The 21,185-nt window shown below is 71.6% G+C and carries 19 protein-coding genes; 14 read left to right on the top strand and 5 right to left on the bottom strand.

Translation table 11 applies throughout. From position 1 onward, the window contains the following. Positions 1-2 precede the first annotated feature (2 nt). The 3 genes from BU204_RS03620 to BU204_RS03610 are packed head-to-tail and all read right to left on the bottom strand — an operon-like array spanning position 3 to position 3,966. Positions 3-1,646: a long-chain-fatty-acid--CoA ligase gene (locus BU204_RS03620; protein WP_075124082.1), complete on the bottom strand. Its 1,644-nt coding sequence runs from the start codon at positions 1,644-1,646 to the stop codon at positions 3-5. Positions 1,647-1,661: 15 nt separating this feature from the next. Then, positions 1,662-2,777: an acyl-CoA dehydrogenase family protein gene (locus BU204_RS03615; RefSeq protein ID WP_075124081.1), complete on the bottom strand. Its 1,116-nt coding sequence runs from the start codon at positions 2,775-2,777 to the stop codon at positions 1,662-1,664. A 10-nt stretch (positions 2,778-2,787) separates the two neighbouring features. After that, positions 2,788-3,966 (bottom strand): acyl-CoA dehydrogenase family protein, encoded by a 1,179-nt coding sequence (locus BU204_RS03610; RefSeq protein WP_075124080.1) that lies wholly within the window; start codon positions 3,964-3,966, stop codon positions 2,788-2,790. A gap of 67 nt (positions 3,967-4,033) precedes the next feature. On the opposite strand from BU204_RS03610, the gene BU204_RS03605 reads away from it, so the two are divergent. The 12 genes from BU204_RS03605 to BU204_RS03550 all read left to right on the top strand — a co-directional run bounded on the left by BU204_RS03605 (position 4,034) and on the right by BU204_RS03550 (position 17,170). Next, complete coding sequence (locus BU204_RS03605) at positions 4,034-5,119, top strand: Zn-dependent alcohol dehydrogenase (protein ID WP_075124079.1); 1,086 nt, start codon at positions 4,034-4,036, stop codon at positions 5,117-5,119. 41 nt (positions 5,120-5,160) lie between these two features. After that, positions 5,161-6,036: a 3-oxoacyl-ACP reductase gene (locus tag BU204_RS03600; RefSeq protein WP_075124185.1), complete on the top strand. Its 876-nt coding sequence runs from the start codon at positions 5,161-5,163 to the stop codon at positions 6,034-6,036. Between the two features lie 9 nt (positions 6,037-6,045). Further along, complete coding sequence (locus BU204_RS03595; RefSeq protein ID WP_075124078.1) at positions 6,046-7,560, top strand: aldehyde dehydrogenase family protein; 1,515 nt, start codon at positions 6,046-6,048, stop codon at positions 7,558-7,560. Positions 7,561-7,568: 8 nt separating this feature from the next. After that, on the top strand, positions 7,569-8,330 hold the full coding sequence (locus tag BU204_RS03590; RefSeq protein ID WP_075124077.1) for a glucose 1-dehydrogenase: 762 nt from the start codon (positions 7,569-7,571) through the stop codon (positions 8,328-8,330). Positions 8,331-8,578: 248 nt separating this feature from the next. Continuing rightward, the gene (locus tag BU204_RS03585; RefSeq protein WP_075124184.1) at positions 8,579-9,310 is read left to right on the top strand and encodes an MlaE family ABC transporter permease; all 732 of its coding nucleotides are present in this window, start codon (positions 8,579-8,581) and stop codon (positions 9,308-9,310) included. A gap of 3 nt (positions 9,311-9,313) precedes the next feature. Continuing rightward, on the top strand, positions 9,314-10,186 hold the full coding sequence (locus BU204_RS03580; RefSeq protein WP_075124076.1) for an MlaE family ABC transporter permease: 873 nt from the start codon (positions 9,314-9,316) through the stop codon (positions 10,184-10,186). Beyond that, a complete protein-coding gene (locus BU204_RS03575; RefSeq protein ID WP_075124075.1) occupies positions 10,183-11,496 on the top strand; it encodes an MCE family protein in 1,314 nt (437 codons plus the stop codon). The genes BU204_RS03580 and BU204_RS03575 overlap by 4 nt, the downstream gene beginning before the upstream one ends. After that, positions 11,493-12,536: an MCE family protein gene (locus BU204_RS03570; protein ID WP_075124074.1), complete on the top strand. Its 1,044-nt coding sequence runs from the start codon at positions 11,493-11,495 to the stop codon at positions 12,534-12,536. The genes BU204_RS03575 and BU204_RS03570 overlap by 4 nt, the downstream gene beginning before the upstream one ends. Continuing rightward, complete coding sequence (locus tag BU204_RS03565) at positions 12,533-13,555, top strand: MCE family protein (RefSeq protein ID WP_075124073.1); 1,023 nt, start codon at positions 12,533-12,535, stop codon at positions 13,553-13,555. Before BU204_RS03570 ends, BU204_RS03565 begins: the two co-directional genes overlap by 4 nt. Further along, positions 13,552-14,745, top strand: a complete 1,194-nt coding sequence (locus BU204_RS03560; RefSeq protein ID WP_075124072.1) for an MCE family protein — start codon at positions 13,552-13,554, stop codon at positions 14,743-14,745. Before BU204_RS03565 ends, BU204_RS03560 begins: the two co-directional genes overlap by 4 nt. Continuing rightward, complete coding sequence (locus BU204_RS03555) at positions 14,742-15,920, top strand: MCE family protein (protein WP_075124071.1); 1,179 nt, start codon at positions 14,742-14,744, stop codon at positions 15,918-15,920. The genes BU204_RS03560 and BU204_RS03555 overlap by 4 nt, the downstream gene beginning before the upstream one ends. Continuing rightward, positions 15,920-17,170, top strand: coding sequence for an MCE family protein (locus BU204_RS03550; protein ID WP_075124070.1), 1,251 nt, complete (start codon positions 15,920-15,922; stop codon positions 17,168-17,170). The genes BU204_RS03555 and BU204_RS03550 overlap by 1 nt, the downstream gene beginning before the upstream one ends. 1 nt (position 17,171) lies before the next feature. Here BU204_RS03550 and BU204_RS03545 read toward each other — a convergent pair whose 3' ends face one another. Together BU204_RS03545 and BU204_RS03540 are read right to left on the bottom strand one after the other, a co-directional pair. Further along, on the bottom strand, positions 17,172-18,359 hold the full coding sequence (locus tag BU204_RS03545) for a sensor histidine kinase (protein ID WP_075124069.1): 1,188 nt from the start codon (positions 18,357-18,359) through the stop codon (positions 17,172-17,174). Continuing rightward, a complete protein-coding gene (locus tag BU204_RS03540) occupies positions 18,359-19,012 on the bottom strand; it encodes a response regulator transcription factor (RefSeq protein WP_075124068.1) in 654 nt (217 codons plus the stop codon). The genes BU204_RS03545 and BU204_RS03540 overlap by 1 nt, the downstream gene beginning before the upstream one ends. Before the next feature lie 121 nt (positions 19,013-19,133). Here BU204_RS03540 and BU204_RS03535 point away from each other — a divergent pair, with 121 nt between their 5' ends. Together BU204_RS03535 and BU204_RS03530 are read left to right on the top strand one after the other, a co-directional pair. After that, positions 19,134-20,540 (top strand): S41 family peptidase, encoded by a 1,407-nt coding sequence (locus BU204_RS03535; protein WP_143229289.1) that lies wholly within the window; start codon positions 19,134-19,136, stop codon positions 20,538-20,540. A gap of 81 nt (positions 20,541-20,621) precedes the next feature. Then, complete coding sequence (locus BU204_RS03530) at positions 20,622-21,185, top strand: sugar O-acetyltransferase (RefSeq protein ID WP_075124066.1); 564 nt, start codon at positions 20,622-20,624, stop codon at positions 21,183-21,185.

Raw genomic sequence — 21,185 nt, 5'->3', positions numbered from 1 at the left:
GGTCAGCCTCGCACGGAACGGGCTCCCCAGTCGAGCCGAATTGGGTCGCTGGATGGGGTCAAGGGGGTGAACCGCAGCTCCGCGCCCTCGCGCCACCAGACCGGGTCAGGGGTCCGCCAGCGCTGGGCGCTCAGCGTCCGCTTGAGCACCTTGTAGGTCGCCGTCCTCGGCAGCCGGCCGGTGAGGCGGAGGAACCGGGGCACCTGCTTGGGCCCGAGGTCACCCTGTCCGGCCAGGAACGCGGCGAACGCGTCGGGGTCGAACACGGCGCCGGGACGCAGCACGAGCGCGGCCATCACCTGGTCGCCGACCTTGGGGTCGGGCACCGCGTAGACCGCGGCCTCGGCGACGTCGGGGTGGCGCAGCAGGACCCGCTCGATCGGGGCGGCACCCAGGTTCTCCCCGTCCACCCGCAGCCACTCCGAGGTCCGCCCAACGAAGTAGCAGTAGCCGTCCTCGTCCCGGTAGACCAGGTCACCGCTCCAGAACATCCCACCGCGCAGCCGCTCGGCGTCGGCGTCGGGGTCGTTGTAGTAGCCGGCGAACATCCCCGCTCCGGCCTCGTTGACCAGCTCGCCCACCGCGTCGGCAGCGTTGGTCATCCGGCCCATGTCGTCGAACTCGGCGGGCGGGCACGGGCGACCGGTCCCCGGGTGGAGCACGGTCACCCCGCCCTCGAGCCGGCCGAGCGCCTCCCGCGGCATCTCCGGCGGACGGGGCAGCACGATGCCCCCCTCCGTCGAGCCGTAGGCGTCGACCACCTGGCAGCCGAACCGCTCGGCGAAGGCCGCCACGTCGCGCGGGGTGCCCTCGTTGCCGAACATCATCCGCAGCGGGTTGTCCGCGTCGTCCTCCCGCGACGGGGTGCTCAGCACGTAGGACAGCGGTTTGCCCACGTAGTTGGCGTAGGTCACCCCGTACCGGCGCACGTCGTCGAGGAAGCCGGAGGCGGAGAACCGGCGGCGCAGGACGATCGTCGCCCCCGCGGCGAGGCCGACCGACCAGCCGGCCATCACCGCGTTGGAGTGGAACATCGGCATCGACACGTAGACCGCGTCCGCCTGCCCGAGCCCGTGGCGCTCGGCGAGCAGCCGCCCGGGCCCGGCGATCTTGCCATGGGTACAGCGGACCGCCTTGGGCTCGCCGCTGGTGCCGGAGGTGAAGACCAGCATCAGCAGGTCGTCCGGGGAGGCCGGGACGGGCTCGAGTGGGCTGTGGGTGTGCCGGAAGGCGCTGACGTGCCAGGCGGCGGAGTCGATGTCGAGCACGCGTGCGCCGACCTCGAGGCCCTGCAGCAGCTCGACGTACCGGCTGTCGGTCAGGACCACCTGGCAGTGCGCCTGTCGAATGTCGCGGACCAGCGCCTCCCCGCGCCGGCTGGTGTTCAGGCCGACGAGCACGGCGCCGGCCAGGGCGGCGCCGCCGAGCAGGAACGAGTACTCGGGCACGTTGTCCAGCAGCACGCCAACGTGGAAGGGACCGGGGCGGCGCAACGCGCGCAGCAGCGCGGCGCGGTTGGCGCACTCCTGGACGTGGTCGGCCCACGTCCAGGTGATGTCCTCGAACACCAGGCCGGGGTTGGCATCCTCCGCGCGCGCGAGCAGCAGCTCGGTCACGGTGGGGAGCGTCTCCCCTGGCGCGGCCATCCGAACCTCCTGGTGTCAGGTTTCCCCCGCGGCGAGTGCGGCTCCGACACGGCGTAGTGCAGTTGTCGCTCCGCCAAGGCCGAACTCGTTGCGTTTCGCGGCAACAAAATATCGGTGGAGCGGGTAGTCCACGTCAATACCCATTCCGCCGTGGATGTGTACTGCCGCATGCGCGACCCGGTGTCCTCCTTCCGCCGCCCAGTAGGCAGCGGCGTGGATCTCATTGTGGGAAGCCAGGTTTTTTGACAGGCGCCAAGCCGCCTGCCAGAGCGTCAGCCTGATCGCCTCCACATCGGTGTAACAGTCGGCCAGTCGCTGTCCCACAGCCTGAAATGTCCCAATTGGACGCTCAAACTGCACCCTGCTGCCGGCATACGAGGCGGTCATCAGCAGTGCGGCCTCACACACGCCGAGTTGATGGGCGCAGGATCCGACGGTCGCCCGGGCGGCGAGCCACCGCGGGACCCCGTCGCCGGCGTCCGGCCCGCCGAGCACCCGGTCCGCGCCAAGCTCGACCCCGTCGAGCTCCAGCAACGCGGCGGCGTCGCCGTCGACGACCTCCTGGCGGCGCGACCTCACCCCGGGATCACCTGGAGTGACGAGGAACACAGTTGTTCCGGCGGGGGTGCGCGCCGGCACGAGGACGAGGTTCGCGACGGTCCCCGCCGGAACCGAGACGGCCGTTCCGGACAGTCGCCACTGCCCGTTCACCGGCTCGGCCACTGTGTCCGGTCCACCGTCCCAGCTCTCACCCGCGAGCGCCGCCGTGGCGATCACCTCACCCGCGGCGACCGGCGCACCCCACCGAGCCCGCTGTTCGGGCGTGCCGTGCTCCGCGAGTGCCGCACCGGCGACGACGACCGACGGCAGGTAGGGCACCGGTGCGAGGGTCCGGCCGATCTCGACCAGCACGAGGCACTGGGCAAGCAGGCCGAGGCCGCTTCCGCCGACGCTCTCCGGCAGCCCGGCGGCAAGGACCCCTGCCCGGGCCAACTCTGTCCACAGTGTTCGGTCGAGGCGCTCGCCCGTCGCCTCGATCTCGGTGAGGCGAGATGGATCCGTGTGGTCGGCGAGGACCGTCGCGGCCAGCTTCGCGAGCTCCCGGTCGTCGTCGGCGTGCTCGAAGTCCATGCTCCAGCTCCTATCGCTTGGCGACCGGCAGGCCGAGACCGAGGGCGGCGACGATGTCGCGCTGCACCTCGTTCGTGCCGCCCCCGAACGTGAGGATCAGCGCGGAACGGTGCATCCGCTCGATCCGCCCGCGCAGCAGGGCACCCGGCGACCCGGCGCGGACGCAGGCCCGGGGGCCGAGCACCTCCATCAGCAACCGGTAGGCCTCGGTCGCGAACTCGGTGCCGAACACCTTCGTGGCCGAGGCGTCGGCCGGGTTCAGGCCGCGCCCCGCGCTCCAGGCGATCTTCCAGTTGACCAGCTTGAGGAACTCGGCCTTCGCGTGCACCCGGGCGAGGTGCACCTGGACCCACTCCTGGTCGATCACCCGCCGCCCGTCCGGCAGCTCGGTCTCCCGCGCCCACTCGGTGACCTCGCGCAGTGCCTCCCGCACCGGCGCGGACGAGGTGAGCGCGACCCGCTCGTGGTTGAGCTGGTTGGTGATCAGCGGCCACCCCCGTTCCGGCTCGCCGACCAGGTTCGTCACCGGCACCCGCACGTCCTCGTAGTAGGTGGCGCTCGTGCTCACCCCGGCAACCGTGTGTACGGGCGTCCAGGAGAAGCCCGGGGATTCCGTCGGCACGATCAGGATCGACAGGCCCTTGTGCTTGGGCGCGTCCGGGTCGGTCCGGCAGGCGAGCCAGACGTAGTCGGCGTGGGCGATCAGGCTGGTCCACATCTTCTGCCCGTTCACCACGTAGTCCTCCCCGTCGCGGACCGCGCGGGTGCGCAGCGAGGCGAGGTCGGTCCCGGCCTCCGGCTCGGAGTAGCCGATGGCGAAGTGGGTCTCCCCCGCGGCGATCCTCGGCAGGTAGAACGCCTTCTGGTCCGCGGTGCCGAAGCGCATGATCGTCGGGCCGACCGTGTTGATCGTCAGGAACGGCACGGGGGCCCCGGCGACGGCCGCCTCGTCGGTGAAGATGAGCTGGTCGACCATCGACCCGCCCCGACCGCCGTACTCCTCCGGCCAGCTCAGCGCGAGCCAGCCGTCGGCGCCCATCTGCCGTACGACCGCCTTGTACGCCTCGCCGTCGCCGTACTCGCCACCGGCGCCGAGCGCCTCGCGGCGCTGCGGGGTCATCAGGTCGGCGAAGTACTCCCGCAGCTCCTGGCGCAGCTTCTCCTGCTCGGGTGTGTAGGTGATACGCATCCGCCCTCCTGACTAGAACACGTTCTAGGAATGTACTAGAGTCCGAGCAGGACGAGGAGGTCAGCCGATGAGGGCCGCCGTACTGAACCAGGTCGGGGACACCAAGCTGGAACTGCGCGACGACGTTCGCACGGTCGACGTCGGCGAGCGGGAGATCCGCATCCGGGTACGCGCCACCGGGGTCTGCCACAGCGACCTGTCGGCGATGGACGGGACGCTGCCGGCCCTGGCGCCGGGAGTCCTCGGCCACGAGGGTGCCGGCGAGGTCCTCGAGGTGGGGCCGAGGGTGGATCACCTCGCCGTCGGCGACCACGTCGCGCTGACGTTCGTACCACCCTGCGGCACCTGCGTGAACTGCCGGAGCAGGCGGCCGCACCTGTGCGCTGTGCACTCGATCGCCGCGTTCACCAGCCCACGGTTCCTCGTCGGCGACACCCCCGCCTTCGGCTACGCGGGAACCGGGACCTTCGCCGAGGAGCTCGTGGTTCCGGCCGACGGCGCGGTGAAGATCGACGAGGACGTGCCGTTCGAGATCGCCGCGCTCGTCGCCTGCGGGGTGATGACCGGTGTCGGCGCGGTGGTCAACACGGCGAAGGTCGAACCGGGAGCGTCGGTTCTGGTGATCGGCTGCGGCGGGGTCGGCATCTCGGTCATCCAGGGCGCCCGGCTCGCCGGTGCCGCCACGATCGTCGCGGTGGACCCGGTGGCCGACAAGCACGGGACCGCGATCCGGTTCGGGGCGACCCATGCCGTCAGCCCGGAGCGCCTGGCCGACACGCACGCCTCGCTCACCGGCAGCCAGGGCTTCGACCACGCCTTCGACGTGGTCGGCGCACCCGCGACGATCCGCTCCGCGTGGGACAACGCCCGCCGCGGCGGGACGGTCGTCGTGGTCGGGGCCGGTCGGGGCGACGCCACCGTCCAGTTCTCGGCCCAGGAGCTGTTCCTGCACGACAAGCGGCTGCTCGGCTCGTTCTACGGCGGCGCCGACGTGCACCGGGACTATCCGCGGCTGCTGGCGCTCTGGCGTTCCGGGCGCCTGGACCTGGACGGGATGATCAGCAGGCGGATCAGGCTCGAGGAGATCAACGAGGGGTTGCAGGCCCTGCGGGCCGGCGGCACGCTCATCCGGCAGCTCGTCACGTTCGGCTGATGAACGACCAGGGCGGGGCGGCCGACGCGCCCGCGGATTGGTTGGGGCTCGCCGGCAAGGTCGCGGTCGTGACCGGCGCCGGCGCGGGGCTCGGTCGGAGCGAGGCGCTGGCGCTGGCCCGGGCCGGGGCGGACGTGGTGGTCAACGACCTTCCCGGCGGCAGCGGCGACGCGGTCGTCGAGGAGATCGAGTCGCTCGGCGCGAAGGCGGTCCTGGTCGAGGGCGACGTCGGCGAGTCGGCCACGGCCGCCGAGCTCGTCAACGCCGCCACCGAGCACCTGGGCGGCCTGCACGTCGTGGTGAACAACGCCGGCGTGCTCCGCGACCGCATGCTGTTCAACATGTCCGACGAGGAGTGGGACGCCGTGCTGCGGGTCCACCTCCGCGGCCACTTCCTGCTCTCCCGGCAGGCGTGCGCGTACTGGCGTGCGCTGGCCAAGGCGGGCGGCGGGACCACCTACGGCCGGGTCGTGAACACCGCGTCCGAGGCGTTCCTGCTCGGTTCGGAGGGCCAGCCCAACTACGCCGCGGCCAAGGCCGGTATCGCGGCGCTCACCCTGTCCACGGCGCGGGCGATGGCCCGGTACGGCGTGCGTGCCAACGCGATCTGCCCCCGGGCCCGTACGGCGATGACCGCCGGGGTGTTCGGCGAGGCGCCCTCCGGCGACGATCCGCTCTCCCCCGAGCACGTCGCACCGCTGGTCGCCTACCTCGCCGCACCGGGAGCCGACGCCGTGAGCGGGCAGGTCTTCGTCGTCTACGGCGGAATGGTGGCTTTGCTCGCAGCTCCCACCGTCGAGCGTCGGTTCGACAGGACAAGGTGGACGGTCGAGGAGCTCGATGCGGTTGTCGGCGACTATTTCGCCGCACGTGATCCACAGCGGACTTTCGCCGCGACCGACCTGATGTCGCTCTAGGAGGAAGCAATGACGCTGACCCTGCGCCCGCGCCGCGACCAGGTCGGCCTGTCCGACGGACAGCTGCTGGTCGACGGGAAGTGGCGGCCCGCGGCCGACGGCAGGACCTGGACCCACCGCCATCCGGCGACCGGGGAGGAGATCGGAACGTTCGCCGTCGCGTCGACCTCCGATGTGGACGACGCGGTACGGGCCGCCCGGCGCGCCTTCGACGAGGGGGACTGGCCGAACTCCCGGGCCACGACCAGGATCCAGCTGCTGCACCGGTTCGCGAACCTGCTGCGCGAGCACGCCGAGGAGCTGCGCGGCCTACAGGCGTTGGACAACGGCGTGCCGCTGTCGTTCAGCGCCGGGGTGTACGCGACCTCCGTCGGCGCGGCGGCGGACGTCGTGGACCACCACGCCGGCTGGGTGGACAAGGTGGGCGGGCAGACCTTGCCGCCGTACCAGGGCGGCGACCACCTCGCGATGACCTTCCGCGAGCCGATCGGCGTGGTGGCCGCGATCCTGCCCTGGAACGCGCCATTCCTGCTGTTCGCCCAGAAGCTCGGGCCGGCGCTCGCCGCCGGTTGCACGGTCGTCGTCAAACCCTCGGAGTTCGCCTCGTTCACCGTGCTGCGCATGGTCGAGCTGCTCGGCGAGGCGGGCCTGCCCGACGGGGTGGTCAACCTGGTCACCGGCCCCGGCGACCCGACCGGCGAGGCCCTGATCACCCACCCGCTGGTCGACAAGGTCAGCTTCACCGGCAGCCGCGCGGTGGGCAGGCGGATCGTCGAGGCCTCTGCCGGCACCCTCAAGCGGGTCTCGCTCGAGCTTGGCGGGAAGAGCCCGACGCTGGTCTTCCCCGACGCGCCGGACGTCGGCATGGCGGCGATGACCACGATGGGCACGGTCACGATGGGCCTGTCCGGACAGGCCTGCGTGGCACACACCCGCGCGCTCGTGCACCGCGACGTCTACGACCAGTTTCTCGGCGCCGCCGAGCTGCTGGCCGGCATGGTCACCTACGGGGACCCGTTCGAGCCGACCACGACGGCCAGCCCGCTGATCAACACCCGTCAGCTGGAGCGGGTGCTCGGCTTCATCGAGCGCGGCCGCGACGGCGGCGCCCGGCTGGTGTGCGGCGGCGAGCGGGTGGCCGGCGACCTGGCCGAGGGCAACTTCGTCCGACCGACGATCTTCGCCGACGTGGACAACGGGATGGAGATCGCGCGCGAGGAGATCTTCGGGCCCGTGCTCGCGGTCGTGCCGTTCACCGACGAGGACGAGGCGGTCCGCCTGGCCAACGACACCGAGTACGGGCTCGGCGCCGGCGTCTACACCACCGACGTCAAGCGTGCCTTCCGCGTGGCGAGGCGGCTGCGCGCCGGCACGGTCGGCATCAACGGGTTCCAGATCGAGCCGCACCTGCCCTTCGGCGGCTTCCGGCAGTCCGGGCTCGGCCGCGAGGGCGGGCAGAGCGCGTTCGAGGCCTACACCGAGCTCAAGACCGTGCTGATGCCGCTGACCGACGAGATGATGTAAGGGGCGGCATGGGACGGCTGACCGGGAAGGTCGCACTGGTCACCGGTGCGGCCGGTGGGCAGGGCGCCGCCGCGGCGACGCGCTTCGCGGCCGAGGGCGCGGAGGTGGTCATCGCCGACGTGGCCGACGCGCCGGGCAAGGAGCTCGCCGAGGAGCTGGGTGCGCGCTACCACCACCTCGACGTGTCCGATGAGGACCAGTGGGCCGAGGCCGTCGCGACGACCACCCAGGCGTGCGGCCCGATAACCGTACTGGTCAACAACGCGGGCATCCTGCACATGGCCGCGCTCACCGAAACGTCGCTCGCCGACTACGAACGGGTCGTCCGGGTCAACCAGATCGGCACGTTCCTCGGGATGCGGGCCGTCGCACCGGGCATGGTCGAGGCGGGTGGCGGCTCGATCATCAATCTGTCCTCTATAGAGGGTCTGCGGGCAAGCCCCATGCTGACCGCGTACACGGCGAGCAAGTTCGCCATCCGCGGTATGACGAAGGTCGCCGCCCTCGAGCTCGCCGGCAGCGGGGTACGGGTCAACTCCGTGCATCCCGGCGTCGTCGAGACCGGGCTCCTGCCGACCGCGCTCGGCGGGGTCGAGGTCGACCTGTCCTACGTCGCCAAGCGGGTCCCGCTGCGCCGGGTGGCCGGCCCGGCCGAGATCGCCGAGCTCGTGCTGTTCCTGGCCAGCGACGAGAGCTCCTACTGCACTGGCGGGGAGTTCATCGCGGACGGAGGGGTGACGGCGGGCCACTCCCTGTCGAGTTTCGGGTAACCGAGCGGCCGCTTGGTCGTTGAACCAGGCAAGCGACGGCACCTTCGACGATGTCATGACACCTCTTTCTGTCACCTCCACAAACCGTCACCTCAGGGGAACGTGACGCAACCCAGCCACTAGTACGTGACCAGGCCAAAAGCTTCCTACCCAAGCCCACCAACCGGAAGAATCCCGGGGAGGCGGACGTGCGCGATGAGGCACAGGCTCGGACCGCGCCCGTGCGCGCCCTCGCCCAGGTGGGGCGGATGGCCACGCTGGCCTGGGACGTCGCGCGCCTCCTGCCGCGCCGGCCGTTCCAGTTCCGTGAGCTGGTACAGCAGTGCTGGTTCTTCGCGAGCGTCACGATCCTGCCGACGGCACTGGTCTCGATCCCGTTCGGCGCGGTGATCGCCCTGCAGCTCGGTTCGCTGACCCAGCAGATCGGCGCGCAGTCGTTCACCGGCGCGGCCAGCGCGCTGGCCATCGTGCAGCAGGCCAGCCCACTGATCACCGCCCTGCTGGTGGCCGGCGCCGGCGGTTCGGCCATGTGCGCCGACATCGGCTCGCGCACGATCCGCGAGGAGATCGACGCGCTCGAGGTGCTCGGCGTGTCCCCGATCCAGCGGCTGATCGTGCCCCGCGTGCTCGCCATGACCGTCGTCGCCGTGCTGCTCAACGGTCTGGTCAGCGTCGTCGGGGTGGCCGGGGGCTACTACTTCAACGTCGTCATGCAGGGCGGCACGCCCGGCGCCTACCTGGCCTCGTTCAACGCCCTCGCTCAGCTGCCCGACCTGTGGGTGAGCGAGCTCAAGGCCGTCGTCTACGGTTTCGTCGCCGGGATCGTCGCGGCCTACCGGGGCCTGCACCCCGGGCGCGGCCCCAAGGGCGTCGGCGAGGCCGTCAACCAGACCGTCGTGATCACCTTCCTGCTGCTGTTCCTGATCAATGTCGTGATCACCGGCATCTACCTGCAGATCGTTCCCCCGAAGGGAATGTGACGCATGGCCATTGTGGACACCCACCAGGAGCCGCCAGGACCGACGCCGGCCGCTCGGGCCGTCGCGGTCGCCAACCGCCCGCTCGACGGGCTCGCCACGCTCGGCCAGCAGCTCGCGTTCTACGGGCGGGTGTTCGCCTCGATCCCGCGCACGCTCGTACGCTACCCACGGGAGACCCTGCGGCTGCTCTCCGACGTGTTCTTCGGCTCGGGCGCGCTCGCGGTCATCGGCGGCACGCTCGGCGTGATGATCGGGATGACCGTGTTCACCGGGCTGATCGTCGGCCTGCAGGGCTACTCCGCGCTCAACCAGCTCGGCACCTCCGCGCTGACCGGGTTCATCGCGGCGTACTTCGACACCCGCGAGGTGGCACCGCTCGCGGCCGGGCTGGCGCTTTCGGCGACCGTCGGCTGCGGCTTCACCGCCCAGCTCGGCGCGATGCGCATCTCCGAGGAGATCGACGCGCTCGAGGTCATGGCCGTGCCAAGCCTGCCCTACCTGGTGACGACCCGGGTACTGGCCGCGGTGGCCGCCGTGGTCCCGCTGTACCTCGTCGGCCTGCTCTGCTCCTACCTCGCCTCCCGGCAGATCACCGTGTGGTTCTACGGGCAGTCGTCCGGCACCTATGACCACTACTTCCATCTGTTCCTGCCGCCGGAGGACGTGCTCTGGTCCTTCCTCAAGGTGATCGTGTTCAGCGTTGTGGTGATCATGGTCCACTGCTACTACGGCTTCACCGCGACCGGCGGCCCCGCCGGCGTCGGCGTCGCGGTCGGGCGGGCGGTACGGGCGGCGATCGTCCTCCAGATGCTGCTGGACTTCTTCCTCAGCCTCGCGATCTGGGGCGCGACGACGACGGTGAGGATCGCCGGATGAGCCCGCGGGTGCGCCACCAGCTCCTCGGCGCGGTGTTCCTCGTGATCGCCGCGCTGTTCGTGCTGCTGTCGGTCGCGTTCTACCGCAAGGCGTTCGTCGAGGTGGTGCCGGTCCGGCTGGAGACCGACCGAGCCGGCAACCAGCTGCGGGTCGGGGCGGACGTGAAGCTGCGCGGGCTCGTCGTCGGCGAGGTCCGCGAGATCCGCTCCGTCGGGGACACGGCTGTGCTCGACCTCGCGCTCGACCCGGACCACGTCGCGCGAGTCCCGGCGAGCGTGTCCGCCCGGTTGCTGCCCAAGACCCTGTTCGGCGAGCGGTACGTCGCGCTCGTCGCGCCTCCGGGCAGGAGCGAGCCGATCGCGGCCAACGCGGTGATCGGCCAGGACCGCAGCGCCGCGGCGATCGAGATCGAGCAGGTGCTCGACCACCTCATGCCGGTCCTCCAGGCCGTACAGCCGGACGAGCTGGCCAGCACGCTCAACGCGATGGCCACGGCGCTGGACGGGCGGGGCGCCCAGCTCGGTGACACGCTCGTGCGGCTCGGCGCCTACCTCGGCGAGCTGCGCCCGTCGCTGCCCGACCTGCGCGCGGACATCCAGCGGCTGGCCGAGGTCGCCGACACCTACACCGAGGCCGCGCCCGACCTCCTCGCCGCCATGCGCGACCTGACCACGACCACGCGCACCGTCGTCGAGCAGCGGGCGAACCTGCGCGAGCTGTACGGCACGTTGACCACGGCGACGGTGGAGCTGCACGACTTCCTCGCTGCCAACCGGGACAACCTCATCGCCCTCGTCAGCACCTCGCGGTCCACACTCGAGGTCCTGGCCGAGTACGCGCCCGAGTACCCCTGCCTGCTCGAGCAGCTGGTCGACGCGATCCCGTCGGCCGACCGCGCGTTCGGCAAGGGCAGCGCCCACCCGGACGTCACGCGGGTGACGATCGAGATCACCTCCAGCCGTGGCAAGTACCTCCCGGGCGTGGACACCCCCCGCTACGAGGACGACCGCGGTCCACGCTGCTACCCGGTGGCCAGGCCACCCGCCCGGTTCCCCCAGTACCCGCCGGGCGGTCCGCTGCGCGACGGCTCCACCAAGCCGCCCCCGCCGCGCTCGGACCGCCCCGAGGACTTCCAGCCGACGGTGCCCGAGTCGGCGGACGCGCCGGCGCTGGCCAACTCGCCGGCCGAGCGCGAGCTGCTCGGGGCGTTGCTCGGACCGCGGCTCGGAGTGGCACCAACGGACGTCCCGGCCTGGAGCTCGCTGCTGGTCGGGCCGCTGTACCGGGGAGCGGAGGTGACGCTCCGGTGAGAGGGCTCGTCGCGCCGCTGGTGAAGATGCTCCTGTTCGCCGTGGTGACGGTGACGCTGACCGCCGTGCTCGGCCTCACGATCGCCAACACCACGCTCGGCCCCACCACCGGCTACGCCGCCAGGTTCACCGATGCCACCGGCCTGAACGTCGGCGACGACATCCGGATGTCCGGTGTCCGGGTGGGACAGGTCAGCTCGATCGAGGTGGTCGACGACCGCCTGGCCGAGGTGCGGTTCGACGTCGAGGCGGGCCGCGAACTGCCGGCGTCGGTCACCGCGACGATCAAGTACCGCAACCTGATCGGCCAGCGGTACGTCGCGCTCGGGGTCGGCACGGGCGGTGACCCCAACGACGTCCTCGCGCCGGACGGCGTGATCCCGCCCGAACGCACCCGACCGGCGCTCAACCTGACCGTTCTGTTCAACGGGTTCCGGCCGCTGTTCGAGGCGCTCGACCCGGCTGAGGTGAACACGCTGGCCGCGGAGCTGGTCCAGGTGCTGCAGGGCGAGGGCGGCACCATCGACAGCGTGCTCGCGCACACCGCGTCGCTCACCACCACCGTGGCCGGCAAGGACCAGGTGATCGGGCGGGTGATCGACAACCTGAACACCGTCCTGGACACGGTGAACAACCGCACGGGCGAGGTCTCCGAGCTGATCGACCAGCTGCAGGAGCTGGCGACTGGTCTTGCCGCTCAGCGGGAGCCGATCGGGGACGCGATCAGCGCGTTGGGCGAGCTGACCGAGTCGACGGCCGGCCTGCTCGGCGAGGCGCGGCCGGCGGTCACGCAGGACGTGGCGGCGCTGGGCGCGCTGGCCGGCAACCTCGCCGACCACGGCGACACCGTGGACCGCTTCCTCGCGGGCCTGCCGCACAAGCTCCAGACGATCAACCGGGTGTCCAGCTACGGCGGCTGGTTCAACTACTACCTGTGCGGCATGTCGGGCCGGGTCGGGGTGTCCGACCTCGGGGTCACGGTGGACCTACCCGTGCTGCCGCTGGCCGGCACGCCGATGGCGGAGAGGTGTGGACCGTGAAGTCGTTGCGGGAGCGGGACCAGGCAGGCGTCGGCGCGGTGACGCTCGTCCTGCTCGCGCTGTCGCTGCTCGTCGCGTTCAACGCCGACGACCTGCCCCTGATCGGCGGCGGGACCACCTACACCGCGGAGTTCACCGAGTCGGCCGGGCTGCGGCCGGGCAACGAGGTACGCCTGGCCGGGGTCAAGGTCGGCGACGTGCGTGCCGTGGAGCTGGTGCGGGACAAGGTCGTCGTGGACTTCCGGGTTCGCGACGTGGGCCTGCGGGACCGGAGCACGGTGAGCATCGAGATCAAGACCCTGCTCGGCGACAAGTACCTCGCCGTGACGACCGACGGTGACCGGCCGCAGCCACCGAACGACACCATCCCGGTAGCCAGGACCAGGACTCCGTTCGACATCGTGCCCGCGGTCGGCAGGCTGTCCGAGACCGTCGAGGAGATCGACACCGAACGCCTCGCACAAAGCTTCGAGGTCATCTCGGACACCTTCGCCGGCAGCCCTCGGCACCTGCGCGACGCGCTGGGCGGGCTGACCGCGCTGTCCCGCACGCTGTCCACACGGGAGGACCAGCTGCACGACCTGCTGGCGAACACCGCCGGGCTCTCCAGAACCCTGGCCGACCGGGACGCCCAGCTGCGGAAGCTGTTCGCCGACGCCGCGCTGTTGCTCGACGAGCTGACGCTGCGCCGCGACGCCGTGCACACGCTGCTCACCGGGACCACCAGACTGGCCGGGGAGCTGTCCGGGCTCGTCGCGGACAACCGGGCGCGGCTGCGACCGGCGCTCGACGAGCTGGACACGGTGACCACGATCCTGTCCCGCAACCAGGACAACCTGAACGAGGCGCTTGGCTCGCTCGCCCCGTACGTGCGGATGTTCAACAACGTCGTGGGCAACGGACGCTGGTTCGAGGGCTACATCTGCGGGCTGCTGCCGCCGCCGACAAGGGTCGGCGTCATCGACATCAACCCCGAGGGGTGCTCGACGCCGCTGGCCTACCAGGGAGGCGGGCGATGACGTTCGCGACGCGGGCCCAGCACCGCACCTACCTGGCCGGCGTGCTCGCGTGTGTACTGGCGCTCCTGGTCAGCGGCGCGCTCTGGTGGGTGAACACGACCGGCACCGGCACGAGGATCACCGCCTACTTCGACCGGGCGGTCGGTGTCTACACCGGATCGGAGGTGAAGGTGCTCGGCATCGGCGTCGGGCGGATCACGGTCGTCGAGCCGCTCGGGGACCGCGTCCGAGTGGCCATGCGGGTCGCCGAGGAGGTCGACATCCCGGCCGAGGCGCATGCGGTCGTCGTCGCCCCGAGCCTGGTGAGCGACCGGTACGTCCAGCTCACCCCGCCCTACCGGGACGGGCCGGTGATGCGCGACGGGACCGAGATCCCGCTGTCCCGCACCGACACCCCGGTGGAGCTGGACGACCTGACCGCGAGCGTGAACGAGCTGGCGGTGGCCCTGGGGCCGGGTGGTGCCAACGCCGACGGCGCGCTGTCCGAGGTGCTGGACACGGCCGCGGCGAACCTGTCGGGCAACGGCGAGCTGCTCAACCGGACGGTCCGCGAGCTGAGCGCGGCGACCGAGGCACTGGCCGGTTCCCGCGGCGACCTGTTCGACACCGTGGACAACCTCCAGCGGTTCACCAGGGCGCTGGCCGAGAGCGACTCCCAGGTCCGCGCGTTCAACACGAGGCTGGCCGACGTCAGCGCCTACCTGGCCGACGACCGCGACGAGCTGGGCCTGGCACTGTCCTCACTGGGCACGGCGCTGACCGACGTCCACGGGTTCGTCGAGCAGAACCAGGGCGCTCTCAGCTCCAATGTGGACAAGCTGGCCGACGTCACCCGTGCCCTGGTGGACCAGCGCGCGGCCGTCGCCGAGATCCTCGACGTCGCCCCGCTGGCCATGTCCAACTTCCTGTCCACCTACGACGCCGCCTCGGCCTCGTTCGCCATCCGCGGCAACCTCAACGAGCTCACCTACCCGCCGGTGCTGATGCTCTGCCGAACGATCGAGGCTGGCACGCCGACCCAGCTGCCCACCACCGTCTCCGATCTGTGCAAGAGCCTCGCCCCCTACCTCGACGGCACCCTGCGGCTCCCGTCGGCGGCCGAGGTGCTCGGCGCCCTCAGCCGGGGTGAGCTGCCACCCCTGCCGCTCCCGCTGGTGAACCTGCCCGCGGCGCTCGAGGGCGCCCGATGAGCCGCCGCCCGCCGGTACTGGCCGCCCTCCTGACCACCGCGGCCCTCGCGGGCTGCTCCACCGGCGGCTTCTCCGGCATGTACGAGGTCCCCCTGCCCGGCGGCGCCGACCTGGGCGAGCACCCCTACCGGGTCGTCGCGCACTTCGGCGACGTGCTCGACCTGGTGCCGCAGGCCGGCGTGAAGGTCAACGACGTGGCCGTCGGCCGCGTGGAGCGCATCGAGCTCGCCCGGGACAACACGACAGCGGTGGTCACGATGCTCGTCAACGGGGACCTGCGCCTCCCCGGGAACACCGGGGCCGAGCTGCGCCAGTCCAGCCTCCTCGGCGAGAAGTTCGTCGAGCTCCACCCCGCCTCGCCCCCGTCGGGAACCCTGGCCGACGGTGCCGTCATCCCCCTGTCCCGCACCGGCCGCAACCCGGAGATCGAGGAGGTGCTCGGCGCTCTCTCGCTGTTGCTCAACGGCGGCGGCATCGAGCAGCTGCGCACGATCGTCCACGAGGTCAACACGGCCCTGGAGGGGAACGAACCCGAGCTCCGCGAAGCCTTGGCGAACATCGACACGGTGGTCACGGTCCTCGACGAGGAGAAGCGGAACATCACCCGCGCGATCGACGCCATCGACCGCCTGTCCACGACACTGGCCAGGCAGACCGACGACATCGCCGTGGCGCTGGAACACCTGGCGCCGGGCCTACGCGTGGTCAACGAGCAACGCAACTCGCTGGTGACCATGCTGAACGCGCTCCATCGTCTGTCCACTGTGGCCGTCGACACGGTCACCCGGAGCCGGGACGACCTGGTGGCGGACCTCAAGGCGCTGGCCCCCACGCTCACCAAGCTCGCCGAGGCCGGCTCCGATCTTCCGAACTCGCTGCAGTTCCTGGTCACCTACCCCTTCACCGACTACTTCCTCAACGCCGTCAAGGGCGACTACGTGAACGTGGACGTGACGTTCGACCTGGACCTGAGCGTCCTGCTGGAGAACATCGAGAACGCCAGCACACCCCTGCTGCCCCTGCCCACCCCACAACCGCCGCCCGCCCCGGACGGACCGGCCGAGCCCGGGGGTTCGGCGGCACCCCCGCTCCCCCTACCTGTGCTGCCAACGCCCGCAACTCCACCAAGCGGCGGGCTGACCGGCCTGCTCGGCTCCCTCCTGGGAGGCCCCTGATGCTCCTGCGTGCCACCAAGGTCCGCCTACTCCTGTTCGCGGTCATCGCCGTCGTGGGGGTGGCCTACGTCGGCGGCACCTACGCCGGTCTGGACCGCCTGTTCGGTCCCCGCGGCTACCAGGTGACGGTGCGCTTCCCCGACTCCGGCGGCATCTTCGACAACGCCGAGGTCACCTACCGGGGCGTCACCGTGGGCCGCGTGTCCCACCTCTCCCTCGCCGACGACGGCGTGGACGTGGTCCTGGACATCGAGGACGACGCACCCCGCATTCCCGCGAGCACCTCCGCTGTCGTGGCGAACCGCTCCGCGGTCGGAGAACAGTACGTCGACCTGGTGCCCGCGAGCGCCGACGGTCCGTTCCTGGAGGACGGCTCCGTGGTCCCGCGGTCGAGGACCTCCCTCCCCTCCAGCCCCGAGACCCTGCTGTCCAACCTGGACAACCTGGTGACCAGCGTCCCCCAGGACTCCCTGCGCACCACGGTCGCCGAACTGGGCAAGGCCTTCCGCGACACCGGCCCCGCGCTACGCCTGCTGCTGGACAACGCGGGTGCCCTGACCGACACGGCCACCGAGCACCTCACGCAGACGACCTCGCTCCTCGCCGACGCCCGAGTGGTCCTGGACACCCAGGCGGACCAGGCGCCCCAGATCCGTGACTACGCCAGCAACCTCCGGCTGCTGGCCGCCCAGCTGAAGAAGTCCGACCCGGACCTGCGCCGTCTGGTCACCACCACCCCCCAGGTGGCCGTGCAGGTCAACACCTTCCTCCGCGACTCGGGCACCGACCTGTCCCTGTTGGTGGCCAACCTCCTCACCACCACGCAGATCACCGCCACCCGCACCGATGCGCTGGAGCACCTCCTGGTCGCCTTCCCCGTGGTCACCGCCACGGCGCCCGGCGCCAACCCCGACGGCACCGGCCACCTGGGCCTGGTCCTGACCTTCAACGACCCCTTCTCCTGCACGAGGGGCTACGAAGGCACCCGGCAGCGCCCCGCGAACGACACCCGCGACGTCCCCCCGAACCAGGCCGCGTACTGCGCCGAACCCCCCGGCAGCCCGATCGGCGTCCGCGGATCGCAGAACGCCCCCTTCAACGGCAGACCGGTGGAGGTGCCCCCGCCGGCTCCGGAGCCGGCCGCCCCGGGCGGCCGGGACCCGACGGGGCTGCCGGTCCTGCCCGGGGTGCTCTCCGACCCGGGTGTCGCCCTCGCCTCCCTACCCGCGCTGCTGGGCCTGCCCGGCTGAGCTACCGCACCCGCGGGAACGTGACGGTGACGACCAGACCGCCGCCCGGTCTGGGCAGGGCGTGTACCCGGGCGTCATGAGCCGTCGCGACGGCCCGCACGATCGACAGGCCGAGACCGAGCCCCTGTCCGGTCCTGGTCCCGCCGAGCCGCTGGAACGGCTCGAACAGCCGCCGGACCGCGTCGCCCGGAACCACCGGACCGGTGTTGGTCACCGTCAGGACCCCGGCTCCGCAGGACACCTCGACCCACCCGTCCGGCTCGTTGTGCTGGATCGCGTTGTCCACCAGGTTCACCACCAGCCGCTCGGCGAGCGGGCGGTGCCCGGACACCGGGCAGGGCCGGATCGAGGAACGCAACGTCACCTCCGGCGCCCGGCGCACCTCGACGACCTCGCTGACCACCTCCGCGAGGTCGAAGGGATGCCGCACGTCGATACCCACCTGGCCCCGGGTAAGGGTCAGCATGGCCTCGATGAGCCGTTCCTGCTGGGCACCCGCGGCCAGGATCCGCTCGTGGGCCGAACGCAGCGAGGCGACGGTCGCGTCCGGGTCGTCGAGCGCCACCTGTCCGATCGCGCGCTGCCTGGCCAGCGGTGTGCGCAGCTCGTGCGAGGCGTTGGCCACGAACTGGCGCTGTGCCTGGAACGACGATTCGAGCCGGCCCAGCAGCTCGTCGAACGTGTCACCGAGCTCCTTCAGCTCGTCGTCCGGGCCGGCCAGCGCGAGACGCCGGTGCAGGTTCGTCGCCGAGATGTCCCGCGCGGCAGCGGTGATCGTGCGCAGCCTGCGGAGGATCCGGCCGGCGAGCCACCAACCGAGCGCGAGCGCGAGCACCAGCAGCACGGCGAGCGCGGTCCAGGACTGGGCCAGCAACTCGTCCAGCAGGTCCTCCCGCTGCGCGATCAGTGCCTGCTCGGCCTCCCCGACGATCTCCTTCGCCTCGTCCCTCGCCTCGCCACCGAACGGCGGCAGTGGCTCGTCCGGTGGTCTCGGGCGCTTCCGCGGGAGGGGGTAGTCGAACAGCGGCGTGCCGGGCACCGGCGCCACCGCGCCACGCACCAGGAGGTAGGTGAGCGGCAGCAGCGCGGCGCCGCAGAGCAGGAACAGCCCGCCGCACAGCAGCGTCAGCCGGAGCCGCACCGTGCGGCGTGGCAGGTGCCGGGCGGCGAACGTGCCGAGCGGGCCCATCAGATCCGGTACCCGCTCCTGGCCACGGTCTCGATGACCGGCGGGTCGCCGAGCTTGGTGCGCAGCCGGCTGACCGTGATCTTGACGGCGTTGGTGAACGGGTCCGCGGCCTCGTCCCACACTCGTTCCAGCAGCTCCTCGGCCGACACCGCCCGGCCGCGCGCGGCGAGCAGCAGCTCGAGGACACCGAACTCCTTCGGTGCGAGCTCGAGCTGGCGCTCGCCCCGGCTCGCCCGCCGTCGGCCGGTGTCGACGACCAGATCGCCGTGCCGCAGCACCGGGGGCGCCGCGGGATGCGCCCGCCGGGCGAGCGCGCCAACCCGGGCGACGAGCGCCCGGAAGTCGAACGGCTTGGGCAGGTAGTCGTCCGCGCCGAGGCCGAGCCCGTCCACCAGGTCCTCGGTCGTCGCCGCCGCGGTGAGCATCAGGATCCGGCCGCGGCACCCGGCCGCGACCAGCTCCGCGCACACGTCGTCCCCGTGCGTGCCGGGCAGGTCCCGGTCCAGCACGATCACGTCGTAGTCGGTGCACAGCGCGCGCATCAGCCCGTCGGCGCCGTCGAGCGCCACGTCGACAGCCAGGTGCGCACGCCGCAGCCCGGTCGCCACCGTGTGCGCCAGCTCCTCGTCGTCCTCGACCACCAGTACCCGCACGCGCGCCAGTATCGCCGCCCGCCGGTTTCGGCGGGGTCTCATCGGCATCGAAACCCTGCCGAAACCGCACCGTGCGTAGAACTCGCCCTGTCCAACACCAGCGACAGCAAGGGGATCCACTGTGAGAAGGAGATGGCGTTCGTTCGCCGGCGCGGCCATGGTGCTCGCCGTGGCGACGACCCTGGTCGGTGCCGGGGTCAGCACGGCCGGCGCCGCCGGGACGGGCAACCGCGGCGCGGCGACCTGCACGAAGCCCGACCCGGGGGTGCCGCCGCCGCCCACGCCCTCGCCGCCGACCGCGACGACGGTCGAGCAGGTGTACCACTGCATCTTCGACAACTACTACAGCGGACCGGTGCTCGACAGCCGGACGCTGTTGGTGCCGGCGTTCGCGGCGCTCACCCAGGAGCTGCAACGCGGACAGCTCGACCAGCCCGGCGCGACGCTGCCCGCGTTGACCGGCCGCAAGGACGCGGACTGGACCGCGTTCAAGGCCGTCTACCAGCGGATCGCCCGGGCGTTGCCGGACGACGAGGCGCGGGCGGCCATCGCGACGGCCGCGATCGAGGGCATGGTCGAGGCACTCGACGACAACCACGCCCGGTGGATCTACAAGCGCGTCCCGAACCTGTACGGCCTGGGCCTGTCGGTGATCGTCGGCCCCGGCGACATCGACCCGGTGGCCGACGAACCGGCCTACATCGACCGGATCATCGCGGACAGCCCGGTCGCGAAGGCCGGCCTGCGCCTGGGTGACGAGCTCCTGGCGGTCAACGACGTCCCGCTGTTCGTCAACGGGGTGTTCAACGAGGGCGTGCTGAGCTACCTCACCACCGGCGACCCCGGCACGACGGCAACGTTCACCGTGCGCCGCCCGGTGACCGGCGCGACGTTCACCGTCACCGCGACCGTGGACCGCTACCAGAACACGCGGCGGGTGGTGGAGTCCCGCCTGGTGGACGGGAACGTCGCCTACGTCAGCCTGCCCGGGTTCGAGCCGCAGCTCGCCGACCAGGTGCTCGCTGCGATCGCCGACCTGCGCGAGCAGACCAACCTGCGCGGCGTGGTCCTGGACCTGCGCGGCAACGGCGGCGGCAGCCCGGCGGCGGTCGCGACACTGACCGGCGCGCTGGCCCACGGCAAGATCACCAGCTACTGGTGCGACGTTCGGGAAAGGTGCCGGCCCAACCGGACCGACGACTCGGTCGAGCTGCTGAACCTGCCGTTCGTCGCGCTCACCGACCGCCGCTGCGCGTCGGCCTGCGACTCGTTCTCCAGCGCGGTGAAGGACCTGAAGCTGGGCACGCTGGTCGGCACTCGCACCGCCGGCGCGGTGTCCGGTCCGGGCGCGGCGTACCTGCTGGACAACGGAAGCGGACTGATGCTGCCGGAGCGCCACGAGATCGCCGCCAACAAGGAGATCGTGAACACGATCGGCGTCGCCCCCGACCACTACGCGCCAATGACCGCGGCCGACCTGTCCGCCGGCCGGGACCCGGGCCTGGCCAAGGCGGTGTCGCTGCTGTAGCGAGGGGTGGAGGTGGGTGGCCGGGTGCCAGGGGGCCCGGCCACCCCTTCGCGCTCGGCGCGGTTCCGGTTGGATTGGCACATGAGTGATCAACGCGACCGCATGCTGCGCGGTGAGTGGTACAAGGACAGCGACCCGGTGCTCGTCGCCGAGCGCCGGCGCTGTCAGTCGCTCCTCGACACCTTCAACGCCACTCCGGCGACCGCGGAGCAGGAGCGCCGGGAGATCCTGCGCGCGCTCCTGGGCGACATCGGCGACGGCTCCTGGGTCATGCCCCGCTTCCAGTGCGACTACGGCTACCTGGTCCGCCTCGGGTCGAACAGCTTCCTCAACTACGACGCGATCCTCATGGACTGCGCCCCCATCACGATCGGGGACGACGTGTCGATCGGCCCGAGGGCCCAGCTGCTGACCGCGCTACATCCGCTCGAGGACCACGAGATGCGCCGCGAACGGTGGGAACGAGCCGAGCCCATCGTCGTCGGCGACAACGTGTGGTTCGGTGGTGGCGTGATCGTCTGCGCCGGCGTGACGGTCGGCGACAGCACCGTGGTCGGCGCCGGGAGCGTGGTGACCCGGGACCTCCCGCCCGGGGTCCTGGCCGCGGGGAACCCGGCCCGCGTCATCCGCTCCCTGCGCCGCTGA

It is taken from the genome of Actinophytocola xanthii (assembly GCF_001921205.1).
Lineage (GTDB): Bacteria > Actinomycetota > Actinomycetes > Mycobacteriales > Pseudonocardiaceae > Actinophytocola > Actinophytocola xanthii.
This window is presented reverse-complemented; position numbering and strand designations above follow the sequence as displayed.

Coding starts and splice junctions, on each gene's coding strand:
- BU204_RS03620 (WP_075124082.1), bottom strand. CDS start 1,646: ATGGCCGCGCCAGGGGAGACGCTCCCCACCGTGACCGAGCTGCTGCTC.
- BU204_RS03615 (WP_075124081.1), bottom strand. CDS start 2,777: ATGGACTTCGAGCACGCCGACGACGACCGGGAGCTCGCGAAGCTGGCC.
- BU204_RS03610 (WP_075124080.1), bottom strand. CDS start 3,966: ATGCGTATCACCTACACACCCGAGCAGGAGAAGCTGCGCCAGGAGCTG.
- BU204_RS03605 (WP_075124079.1), top strand. CDS start 4,034: ATGAGGGCCGCCGTACTGAACCAGGTCGGGGACACCAAGCTGGAACTG.
- BU204_RS03595 (WP_075124078.1), top strand. CDS start 6,046: ATGACGCTGACCCTGCGCCCGCGCCGCGACCAGGTCGGCCTGTCCGAC.
- BU204_RS03590 (WP_075124077.1), top strand. CDS start 7,569: ATGGGACGGCTGACCGGGAAGGTCGCACTGGTCACCGGTGCGGCCGGT.
- BU204_RS03585 (WP_075124184.1), top strand. CDS start 8,579: ATGGCCACGCTGGCCTGGGACGTCGCGCGCCTCCTGCCGCGCCGGCCG.
- BU204_RS03580 (WP_075124076.1), top strand. CDS start 9,314: ATGGCCATTGTGGACACCCACCAGGAGCCGCCAGGACCGACGCCGGCC.
- BU204_RS03575 (WP_075124075.1), top strand. CDS start 10,183: ATGAGCCCGCGGGTGCGCCACCAGCTCCTCGGCGCGGTGTTCCTCGTG.
- BU204_RS03560 (WP_075124072.1), top strand. CDS start 13,552: ATGACGTTCGCGACGCGGGCCCAGCACCGCACCTACCTGGCCGGCGTG.
- BU204_RS03555 (WP_075124071.1), top strand. CDS start 14,742: ATGAGCCGCCGCCCGCCGGTACTGGCCGCCCTCCTGACCACCGCGGCC.
- BU204_RS03550 (WP_075124070.1), top strand. CDS start 15,920: ATGCTCCTGCGTGCCACCAAGGTCCGCCTACTCCTGTTCGCGGTCATC.
- BU204_RS03545 (WP_075124069.1), bottom strand. CDS start 18,359: ATGGGCCCGCTCGGCACGTTCGCCGCCCGGCACCTGCCACGCCGCACG.
- BU204_RS03530 (WP_075124066.1), top strand. CDS start 20,622: ATGAGTGATCAACGCGACCGCATGCTGCGCGGTGAGTGGTACAAGGAC.